Source organism: Bartonella sp. MR30HLJHH, from assembly GCF_042194195.1.
GTDB lineage: Bacteria > Pseudomonadota > Alphaproteobacteria > Rhizobiales > Rhizobiaceae > Bartonella > Bartonella grahamii.
Map to the genome: position 1 here is coordinate 1 of NZ_JBHIMO010000019.1, position 12040 is coordinate 12040.

Consider the following 12040-nt stretch of genomic DNA (forward strand, 5'->3'; position numbering starts at 1 on the left):
GAACAGCAGATGAAGACGGTTCTTGAAGATGCGAAGAAATATACGGATGATCAAGTCAATAGTCTTGTCAATAATGGAGTTAATGAGGCTAATTCATATACGGATATGAAGTTTTCGACATTAAGTTATATTGTTGAGGATGTCCGAAAAGAAGCAAGACAAGCAGCAGCTGTTGGTTTAGCGGTAGCTGGTTTACGCTATAGTGATATTCCTGGAAAATTAACACTCGCATTTGGTAGTGGTTTATGGCGTAGTCAATCCGCGTTTGCTGTTGGGGCTGGTTATACTTCAGAGAACGGTGATATTGGTTCCAACTTGTCAATTACCACTTCTGGAGGTCACTGGGGTATAAGTGCAGGGGTTAATGTGATACTCAACTAATAAACGACTGAATCCATAAAATTGATTTGCCTTTTTCTTATTTAAGAAAAGGGCAATTTTTTTATCTTCTTTCAGAGTCCTTTAAAGCTATTCTAAATGTACAAAACTCCCGTAATTATATAAAAAGCCTATTACAACTTTTTTTGAGAATAAAAGACCTTAGTGACAAAGATTCAAAAAATTGATTACTATTTTTTATGTTTTAAACATGGTTTTTGTTGAGGGGTTGTTATGAAAAAATTATTGAATCATATTCAAGGGAAATAGCTCAAGTTTTCAGCATTTATTTTATTGGTTGTTTGTAGCAACGTTTTCATTGGGTGTTGTGATAGTTGTTTTTTATCGAATGCTATTCCTGCTTTGGCGAAAAAAATTGATATAATAGAACAGCTGCTTCAAGCCATGGCAAAAGCAGCAAAGAGCTATCCTCAAGGAAAAATGCTCCTTTTTGCGTATACTAATTCTAACAGCATTGTTGCTCTATCAAAAGCAAGTTATTTAACAGCACTTAATACAGCACAGCAACAATAGTGGACGATTCTACAGACGATAGTGCTTATGTCAATTTTCTCGTTAATACGCTTTCTATTAAGAGTAATGATGGTTTGAGTGAGAGATCTCTCACCGATCCGCGATTGGTGATGAACAATAACTCTACAATTACAATAAGTTCTGAAAACAACGAAGATGCAACGATTATTGATGGATCTGACACCTTGCGACATGATTTCATTACAAGAATGCAATGATCTACAGGTATGCAACGTACTCCAAACACAAGTATTGCTTTAGATAGTGGAACGCAAGCGGAAAAAGAATGGAGCGTTGCTGTAGGGAAGATGGTTTACGCTTTAGGGAAAAGCAGTGTCGCAATAGGTGATGAATATAATAAGAAGTGCGAACATGTAGATAATGATTATACAACTGCGAAAAGTGATTATTCAACAGCTGGAGGAGCCATTTCTAAAGCTCTAGGGTATGGTTCGATTGCTCTTGGGTGCATATGCATTTGCTCAAGAAGCTATTTCTATAGGCTTCTATTCAAAAGCAAATGGGGTTGGAAGTATCGCTTTAGATTCTATGCTAACGTGACGGTTGATGGGGCGTTGCTATCGGGAACAACTCTGTGCTTCGTAGGGCTGCTGGCGTTTTTTGGGTATACGTCTCTTCTGCAAGGACCGGCTAAAAACACCGAATCTCAATGGAAAAGCATGAAAGGTTCAGGTGAGTATTGGTGTTCTTAGTAAGAACATAACGCGACAAACTATAGGCGTAGCAGCTGGTAGCAAACCTGGCGATGCAGTGAACCTTAGATAGTTGCAGGATTTAGAAGAAGTCATAAGAAAAAAGGCTGGAAACTGTCTATTGCTGGTAAGGCAGATAAAGATGTGGATGCTAGATAATACAATAAATTTTCATCTGGAGGAAGTAACTTCAGGGTTAAAAGAGATAAGGACGATGAAAATAAGCTCATATTTGGTTTGGCTAATGACATAGCATTGAAAAGCATAACATTAGGAGAGAAAACAAAAGCAGATGCAGTAGGCTTAGTAATTACGGATGTCCCGCAAATAACTACCGGTAGTATTAATGCGGCAAGTAAAAAAGTAACAAATGTTGCAGAGGGAACTAGTAATACTGATGCAGTCAATTTTTTACAACTGAAGGCAACAAAAGAACAAGTAGCAGTGAGTATTTTTGTAAAACAGGATACAGCAACGAAACACATTACCATTGGTACGGATATAGATGGTGATAAAATCGATATTGCGAATATAAAGTGATAAATTACGGATGAGAAAGTGTCTAATATTGTAAAGGATGGTGTTAAAGAGGTTCATTCGTATACAGAAATAAAGTTCGCAGTGTTAAGTTATACTGTTGAGGATATCTGAAAAGAAGCAAGACAAGCCGCAGCCATAGATTTGGCAGTATCAAATTTAAGTTATTTTGATACCCTTGGTCTTTAAGCATTTCATTTGGTACGGGTGCATTGGTGTAGTGCATCCGTTTTGCTATCGGAGCCGGTTATATGTCAGAAGATGGAAAAACCGGCTCCAATCTCTCCGCAACGAGTTCTGGTGGTCATTGGGGTGTAGGTGTTGGGCTTAATTTAACACTGAACTGATAAGCAAAAAACTTTTCTTAAATATGCTCCTTGCCCCTGCTTCATCAAAGCAGGGGCATTTTAGTAAAAAGCTTTCATAAATCCTCTAATGAAATAAAAAATCTTATTCACGAAAAATAAACTGATGCCTAAGCGGATGATCAATAGGCACAAAAATTATACCTTTTTCAAAGAGGTCAAAACTAAAAACGACACACAGCCTTTGTTAGAAAAATGAAATCAATTCTAATATTAAGTATTTTTTTACCTTCCTTAAATTGACTTTCACGAACTTGCCTCTAACTACCCTCTAAAGGCGCTGTAGAAACAACAGCTTATGTCTTAATTTTATTTATGTCCTAAACCACGCTGTAAAAGCAGGAGCACGCAAAGGAAATAAGAAAGCTTTAGAGTTCTAGAGCATACCTTTTTTGTGTTGTTAATCTATTATTATGAAGGGGGTGTTATGAAAAAATTATATACTACACACAATCTGCGTGATTTGAGTTTTTCTCGTTCACATCATCGATCATCATTGTTTAAAGTGGCTTCGTTAGGAACTGCGGTGGCATTGTTTTTATCGAATACTTCTCCTGTTTTTTCAGCAAATCTCGATTTAACAAAAGCATCTCTTGAAAATGTGAAGAATACTGCCGTGGTTTATCCGCAAAGCATTATCTCTGCGTATGATTACTATGATGGTGATAAGGAAAATTATTTAACAGCATTGAATGTGGCAATGGTGCCAAAAGTTGACGCTTCTGATGACTATGCAAATTTTTTAACCAAAACCCTTTCTGGTATAAGTAATGATTATCCTATTGTGAATGTTTTGAGGGCAGATGGCAAAAACTCATTGGAAAGAACATTAGATACAGGCGGGCAATATAAAAAATTGATCATCAGTTCACAGAGTGGTGAGAATACAGCGATTATTGATGCATTGAATCCTTTGCGCAATGACTCTATGGCTAGAATGCAGCGCGGTACCGGACTGCAACGTGACGTAGAGGGTACTAGTGTCATATTTGGTAATGATATAACAAAGGCCGAAAAACTCCATAATAGTAGTGATATTACTGCTCTTGGTGCCAAGATAATAGTAAACGCCGCAGATTCGGTTGCTGTTGGTTATGGTGCGCAGGTGGATAATAGCGTTACTGTTGCTGTAGGTCATTTGGCGTACGCTGTAGGTAAAAAAAGTATCGCAATAGGTGGTGAAGGTAGATGGGGGACTGACCCGACCCCCCCTGAGGGGCGTACAATAGCGAAGGGCGAAGAATCAATAGCTGTTGGACATCGTGCTAAAGCGGACAGTGTGAAATCTGTAGCTTTTGGTGCTTATTCAAAAGTGAATGTAGATTCAGGTGTTGCGATTGGAAGCAAGTCTGTGGCTGATGTTGCTGCTGGTAAACTTGGTTATAGTTCTTTAGCTAAAGGTCCTGCAACGTCTGACAACTTTGTATGGAAAAGTACGCTAGGTGCAGTGAGTGTTGGTGATGTTAAAACAGGGGAAACACGCCAGATTGTAGGAGTGGCAGCTGGTACTGAATGGTATGATGCCGTTAATGTAGCACAGCTAAAAACGTTAGAAATTTACGTCGACAAAGGTTGGAATTTGTCTGTTGGAGGTGGAAATGCCACAACGATTGGTATAAAGAGCACGGTAGATTTGTCGGCTGCAAGTAACAACCTTAAGATCACAAAAGGTGCGGAAGACAATAATGTAAAATTTGATCTAGCAGATAATATTACAGTGGCAAGTGTCACTGCAGGGAACGCCTCTATGAGTAGTGATGGCTTTCTGTTTGCTGGTGGGGCTAAAATAACTGTGGATGGTATTGATGCTGGCAATAAAAAGATTACAGGAGTAGCAAACGGGGAAGAATCTGATGATGCAGTGAATTTTGCGCAGCTACAAGAGATAAAAAATGAAATAGCAGCACATAGTTTTGTTAAGCAAGATGGTGGAGAAGAAGGTCGTATCACCATTGGTATGGCAACAGGTGGTTCTGAAATCAATATTGCAAACAAATCGGGTGAAGATAGGACAATTTCCGGTGTAAAGGCTGCTGTAAACAATAACGACGCTGTTAATAAACAACAGCTCGATGGTCAGATTGCAGATGTTGTTGACACCATAAAAAGCAATAGCCTTGTTAAGCGAGAAAAAGAGACAAATCGCATTACTATCGGTAAGGAAATAGAAGGCACAGAGATTAATATTGCAAGTAAATCAGGTGATGCTCGTACAATTTCCGGTGTGAAAGAAGCAGTTAAGGATGATGAAGCTGTTAATAAAAAACAACTTGATGGTGAAATTGCAGATATCACGGACAGTATTAAGGTCATTAAAGAAGCAAATAGCTTTGCGATTCTCTATGATAAAAATGCAGATGGCACCATTAATTATAATAGTGTGACTTTGGGTGGTGATAAGACTACGGCACCAGTTGCTCTCCATAATGTTAAAGATGGCACAATTGCAAAAGGGTCGAATGATGCGATCAATGGCAGCCAAATTGAAAAAATATCTGGAGATGTAGCAGGCATTTTTGGTGGTGATGCGGACTTTCACGACGGTATCTTGTTTGGTCCGCACTATCATTTATCGCAGATTTCTGAAGATGGTGTGGTAGTAACTAAGGACCATTTTGATGTTGGTTCTGCTTTGACAGGGCTTGATGATAATATCAACAATGTGAATAGCCGCTTAACACATGTAGCCAATGAATTTACTCAGAAAATTGAGGGTGTCTCTAAAGATTCTCTGTTGTGGAGCAAAGAAGAAGAGGCATTTGTAGCACAGCATGGAGAGGGAAAAGCCAATAGCAAAATTAAATTTCTTGCCAATGGAGATATTTCTGAAGATTCAACGGATGCTGTAAATGGTTCGCAGCTCTTTGAGACCAATCAGACAGTCGCTAACACCAATCAGACAGTTGTTAATTTAGTTACGGCTTTTAATGAGACAAATAAGAATATATCAAAATATTTTGGTGGTGGTGCAGATGTGGTTGCTAATAAAGCACCAACCTATACGATTCAGAACACTGAATATAACGATGTGGGTTCTGCTTTTAGTACTGTTGATACTTCTATCACGAATATCCAAAATCAGATTGCGAATGTGGCAAAAAATAGCCTTGTTAAGCAGGAGGAAAATGAAGGTACTATCACCGTTGGTATGGCAACAGGTGGGTCTGAAATCAATGTTGCGAACAAATCGGGTGGTGCTCGTACAATTTCCGGTGTGAAGGCAGCTGTTGCGAACAATGAAGCTGTTAACAAAGAACAGCTTGATAAAAGTATAGAGAAGATTTCTAAGGATATTAATCTCACAACTGCTGCTGCAGTTCTCTACGATAAAGAAAATGGTGCCGTTAATTATGGTAGTATAACTTTGGGTGGCGATAAAAATAAAGAACCAGTCGCTCTCCATAATGTAAAAGCTGGTATAATTACTAAAAATTCGCATGATGCGATCAATGGCAGCCAGATTGAAAGAATATCTGGAGATATTGCAAACTATTTTGGTGGAGGTACGAAATTTAGTGATGGTGCCTTTAAAGGACCAAAATATAGTTTATCTGTTATTGTTGAAGATGGTAAGGTAGCAAAAGCTAACTACTATGATGTTGGCTCAGCTTTGAGTGGGCTTGATGCAAATGTAAAGAATGTGAATGATCATTTAACAAATGTGACAAATGATTTCACACAACAAATCAATAATATTACACAAGAAGTTAAAGGCGATGCCTTGTTGTGGAGCAAGGAAGAAAAGGCATTTGTAGCACAGCATGGAGAGGGAAAAACCAATAGCAAAATTAAGTTTCTTGCCAAAGGAGATATTACTGAAGATTCAACGGATGCTGTAAATGGTTCGCAGCTCTTTGCTACTAATCAGAATGTTACCACTGTTACAAATAATCTCTCAACAATTGCTAAAAATATATCAAAATATTTTGGTGGTGGTGCAGACGTATCTAACGGTAAGGCTCCCACCTACACTATTCAGGGCAAATCACATAATGATTTTGAATCTGCTTTTAGTACTGTTGATAATTCTATCACGAATATCCAAAATCAAATTACTAATGCGACAAAAAATAGCCTCGTTAAGCAGGAAGAAAATGAAGGTATTATCACCATTGGTATGGCAACAGGTGGAACTGAAATCAATGTTGCGAACAAATCGGGTAGTGCTCGTACAATTTCCGGTGTGAAGGCAGCAGTTAATGATGATGAAGCTGTTAATAAAAAACAACTCGATGGTAAAATAGCAGATATTAGTAACAGTATTAATAACATTAAAGAGGGAAGTGCTTTTGCAGTTCTCTACGATAAAAATGCAGATGGCACTGTCAATTATAACAGTGTGTCTTTGGGCGGCAATAAGAGTCAAGGACCAGTAGCTCTCCTTAATGTTAAAGATGGCAAAATTGTAGAAGGGTCGTATGATGCGATAAATGGGAACCAAATTAATCAAATCTCCCAAGATATTGCAAACTATTTTGGTGGTGATGCCGAATTTGTCGATGGTGCTTTTGTAGGACCACAGTATAATTTATCTACAGTTTCTGCGAATGGTGAGGTGGTTCAGAAAATCTTTGAAAATGTTGGTGACGCTTTGACAGGGCTTGATGATAATATCAACAATGTGAATAGCCGCTTAACACATGTAGCCAATGAGTTTACTCAGAAAGTTGAAGGTGTCTCTAAAGATTCTCTGTTGTGGAGTAATGACGAGAAAGCATTTGTAGCACAGCATGGAGAGGGAAAAACCAATAGCAAAATTAAGTTTCTTGCCAATGGAGATATTTCTGCTAACTCAACGGAAGCTGTAAATGGTTCGCAACTTTATTTGATGAGTAATCAGCTTGCTGCGTATTTTGGTGGCAGCGCTGGCTATAATAATGGAAAATGGACCGCTCCTACTTTCAAGATAGCACAATTCAATAATGACGGTAGTTCTGGTGAGAAGAAGAGTTATCATGACGTTGCCGGTGCTTTTGACGGCGTAAGTGAGAGTATGTCCAAGATAAACAACCGTATTCAAAATGTTGAAAACAATGTTTCATCCAATGGTTTAAATTGGAATGAGCAGAAAAAAGCCTATGACGCTAGCCATGATGGTCAACCAAGTAAGATTATCAATGTAGAAAATGGTAAAATTACAGAAGATTCAAAAGATGCAGTCAATGGCGGACAGCTTTGGGAGACCAACGAACGTGTTACGGGTGTTGAAAAAGATGTTAAGCATCTTACCAACAGAGTCGACAATATTTCCACTACGGTTACGGATATGGGTGAAACGGTTTTTAATATTGAAAACAGAGTTGATAATATTGAAAACACGGTTAATAATCTTTCTGATGGCGCAGTTAACTATGATAAAGATGCTGATGGTAAAAAGACCAATAAGATCACTCTAAAAGGTGGGAATGAAAGCGAACCTGTTATGATTGATAATGTTGCTGATGGTCGTATTGAACAAGGTTCGAAAGAAGCTGTAAATGGTGGTCAACTTCACAGCTATACCCAAGAACAGATGAAAATTGTTCTCGATGAATCGAAGCACTACACAGATCAACGGATAAATAATATCAGGATTGATGCTATTGATGGTGCTGTTGATCGGGCTAACCAATATACAGATATGAAGTTTAATATTTTAAGTTATGACATTAAGAGCGTACGCAAAGAGGCAAGGCAAGCAGCCGCCGTTGGTCTAGCGGTATCCAACTTGCGTTACTTCGACGAACCAGGATCTTTAAGTGTCTCATTTGGTAGCGGTGCATGGCGTGGACAATCCGCATTTGCTCTTGGTGCTGGTTATACATCTGAAAACGGAAAAATCCGCTCTAATCTCTCTGCCACGAGTGCTGGTGGTCATTGGGGAATAGGTGGTGCAATCACTCTGAAAATAAAATAATACGAACAACGAAAACTTAATAAAATTTTCACCCTTATTGATTGAAATGAGGGTGATTTTTTTTACAAACGCACATTATTTATCTATAGAAGATGTTTCTATATTTTTGTTGAAAAAAGATCACAGTAGAATCCATATTGCTAAAAAGTTATACTTTTATGTTGCTATTTTCTTGAATAGTCTATAGTGATACGGAAATGTATATTAGTAAGACTCATTTTGATAAAATAAATTTCAAAGGGGGATAAGTAGTGCGTAAAGATAAAAGGTACATCACAAGACCGCGCATATATCATTACATGATATTTTAAAAAGAGAAAACCTAACTAAAAAGCCGATTACGCAAGGCAGGTCAAAATTCCAGCATATTACAATCTCTTTTTACTTTACTTGTTATTAACAAAAAAATGCTTCCTAATAAAACTAAAGTCTATAATTAGGAAAACACATACTAAAACCGTTTTTTAAGCATTTTATAGTAACGACTACCAAGTAAAAAGTAATATTAAATATGCAAGACCTCTTTTTTAGTTAGGAAAAAACAGCGCATTAAACCCCTTAGACTCTAAATGTATTATTTTTATGTCCACAAAACATAATCAAAAAAACAAACATTTAGGTCTCAATACAGAAAGCACAAACAAAACAAGATTTAAAGACTCAAAATGTTCACACTCTAAGCAATGATCCTCTATTCTGAATTCCAAAGAGATCAATAATGCTAAAATGTGTCTTTTTTATGTTTTGGAGGTGTTTTTAAGTTTTTTCATTGGAGAGTTTGTTATGAAAAAATTATATGCCCCAAAAGCAGCGAGTGAATTAAAACGTTCTCGTTTTTCTTTTGTTAAAGTTCTTTCGTTGGCTACAGCGGCTACATTTTTATCGAATGTTACACCTGTTTTTTCAGCAAATCCTGATTTTAGAAACACATTTCTTGAGGGTGTTAACAGTGCTGGTGTCTCTTATCCACAAAACATCATCTCTGTTGCTGATTTGAATGCTTCTCCTGTTTCAAAAGACAATTATTTAACAGCACTCAATAAAGCCGGATTAGAAAAGATTAGTGCTGCTGATGACTATGCAAATTTTTTAACCAGAACTCTTCTAGATCCGAGTGATGAGAGTTCTATAATAAATGTTTTGACAGAAAACAGTAATAACCTATCGAAAAAAACGTTAAATGCAGGGGGGCGAGATAAAAAATCTCCCATTAGTCCACGGTCATTTGTGGTTGATAGCTCTGCAGACCAACAGTTTGTACAGGATGATGAGAATACAGATATTATTAATGTTTCTGGCCTTTTGCGGAGTGGTTCAACTGAGGGAATGCAACGAAATACACGAGCGAGTAACACTGTTATTCTAGGTGATAGTGCATCTGTAAAGGGAGCGAGAGGTATTGCTATAGGCTATCAAGCTCAGGCATCAGACAAGGAGGATGTTATTGCTATAGGTTACATGTCTCACGCTATGGGCCTAAGTAGTGTCGCAATAGGTAGTGAATCTCACGGGGGAGATGATCATACAACCGCGAAGGGTGATTATTCAACGGCTGTGGGTGCTGTTTCTAAGGCTTTGGGGTATGGTTCGACTGCTCTTGGTCATCGTGCAAAAGCAGTTGATAAGCACGCTATATCTATAGGTTTTTATTCAGATGCAAATGGGACTGGAAGTATTGCTTTAGGTGCCAATTCTGGCGTTACGATTGCTGGTGGTATTGCTATAGGGTACAACTCTATAGCCAATAGGGCTGCTGGTAAGTTTGGTTATACTCCTTTGTTGCAGGGCCCTGCAATAAATACCGAATCGCAATGGAAAAGTACGCAGGGCGCAGTGAGTGTTGGTGATTATAGTAAGGGCATCACCAGACAAATTACAGGCGTAGCAGCTGGTTCTGAGGTTGCTGATGCTGTGAATGTTAGGCAGTTGAGAGACTTAGAAGATGTTGTAAGAAAAAACGGTTGGAAACTCTCTATTGAAGGTGAAGGTGCTACAACTGTTCTTATGGATACCACACTAAACTTTTCATCAGGAGGGGATAACTTCAAGATTAAGAGAGATAAGGACGATAAAAATAAACTAATATTTGGTTTGACTAATGATATATCACTCCATACCTTAACATTAAAAGGGAAAACAAACTTAGATGACAAGGGCTTAGTAATTGTTGATGGTCCGCAAATAACCACTTCTGGTATTGACGCTGGTAGTAAAAAGATAACGGGAGTTGCAACGGGGACTGATGATACTGATGCAGTGAATTTTGCACAGCTAAAAGCAGCACAAGAAGCAGCGGTTATAAAAGGTTTAAAAATTAACACTACTGGCAAAGATTTTGCAGATGCTATAGCTGATGCAGAAAATTCAGTCGCTCTTGGTAGCAATGCAAGCGTTAGTAAACTCTCTAGCGGTGCGCTTGCTTTTGGTTCTGGCGCATCTGTAAAGGATGTTGGTTCCACAGATGATCCAAAAGGTTCGTTAAATGGAATTGCCTTAGGTGCAAATGCATCTGTATCTGGTGCTGGTGGAGTTGCTCTTGGCGCTGGCGCAAAAGCTGACGGCGAATCTGCGTTTGCTCTTGGTGCTGGCGCACGGTCCAGCAGAGGAGGTGTTGCTATTGGTGTTAATGCAGAATCCGTGATGGATGCGATTACCATTGGGCGCAACGCAAAAACTAATGGCCAAGGCTCGGTTGTTCTTGGTGTCAATGCAATAGCTCAGTCTGCCTCTTCGGTTGTTATTGGTGCAAGAGCACAAGCTTTCGATGGAGATTCGATTGTTATTGGTTCAGGTTCCTCTGCTGGTAACGACAGCGGATTTACGGTTGTTTTGGGTTCAAATGCACAAGTACAACAAGGCACCGCCAATGCAATTGCTTTAGGTCGTGGCGCAGGGGTTGCTGAAAAAGCCACCTCTGCGATTGCTTTGGGTTCATTTGCAAAAGTTAAATACGGCGCCGCTGATGCAATTGCTTTTGGTGCTAGCGCAAACGCATCAGTTAAAGATGGTATTGCTCTAGGAAGTAATTCTGTAGCTAATGTTGGACCTGGTGTTGCGGGTTATGATCCTAGTACTAGAGAGAATGCAGATAGACAGGACAACGCATGGATATCCTACTTTGGTGCATTAAGTATTGGTGATGCTAAGGAAGGAAAAACTAGGCAGATTGTGGGTGTTGCCGCTGGCACGAACGACACTGATGCGGTAAATGTTGCGCAGCTAAAAGCTCTACAGGACTCTATAAACCCAAGTTGGGAACTCTCTGTTAATGGTAAAAATACGACGAATGTTAATTCAACCAGCCCATTGGATTTGGTAACTGGAAGTAAAAATCTTAATCTTACAAAAGGCGATAAGGATAATAAGGTACAATTTGATCTGGCTCAAGATGTTGCATTAACGAGCGTAAAGGCAGGCACAAATACCCTAGATGCCACCGGCTTAGTGATTACAGGTGGTCCGAAAATAACAACGGGTGGTATTGACGCTGGCAGTAAGAAGATAACAGGCATTCAAGATGGTGCACTCACAGCAGAATCAACCGAAGCGGTCAATGGTTCCCAACTTTTGGCAACAAATACTGAAATTGCCAATGTAAGAGACAGTATTCTTGTTAA

The 12040-nt window shown here is 38.8% G+C and carries 6 protein-coding genes and 2 pseudogenes; all 8 read left to right on the forward strand.

The window, feature by feature from the left end:
* Positions 1–381 (forward strand): YadA-like family protein (locus ACFIKR_RS07985; protein ID WP_375659482.1); only part of this gene is annotated, 381 nt, incomplete at its 5' end.
* 291 nt (positions 382–672) lie between these two features.
* Positions 673–912: a hypothetical protein gene (locus ACFIKR_RS07990; RefSeq protein ID WP_375659483.1), complete on the forward strand. Its 240-nt coding sequence runs from the start codon at positions 673–675 to the stop codon at positions 910–912.
* On the forward strand, positions 912–1130 hold the full coding sequence (locus tag ACFIKR_RS07995; RefSeq protein ID WP_375659484.1) for a hypothetical protein: 219 nt from the start codon (positions 912–914) through the stop codon (positions 1128–1130). Before ACFIKR_RS07990 ends, ACFIKR_RS07995 begins: the two co-directional genes overlap by 1 nt.
* A gap of 9 nt (positions 1131–1139) precedes the next feature.
* On the forward strand, positions 1140–1625 hold the full coding sequence (locus ACFIKR_RS08000; RefSeq protein WP_375659485.1) for a hypothetical protein: 486 nt from the start codon (positions 1140–1142) through the stop codon (positions 1623–1625).
* Positions 1626–1862: 237 nt separating this feature from the next.
* Entirely contained in the window at positions 1863–2165 is a 303-nt protein-coding gene (locus ACFIKR_RS08005) for a hypothetical protein (protein ID WP_375659486.1), read from the forward strand.
* 6 nt (positions 2166–2171) lie between these two features.
* A pseudogene (locus tag ACFIKR_RS08010) lies at positions 2172–2509 on the forward strand (YadA-like family protein); the annotation flags it as partial.
* Between the two features lie 445 nt (positions 2510–2954).
* The gene (locus ACFIKR_RS08015) at positions 2955–8423 is read left to right on the forward strand and encodes a Vomp family autotransporter (RefSeq protein ID WP_375659487.1); all 5469 of its coding nucleotides are present in this window, start codon (positions 2955–2957) and stop codon (positions 8421–8423) included.
* Between the two features lie 783 nt (positions 8424–9206).
* Positions 9207–12040: pseudogene (locus ACFIKR_RS08020) on the forward strand (hypothetical protein); the annotation flags it as partial.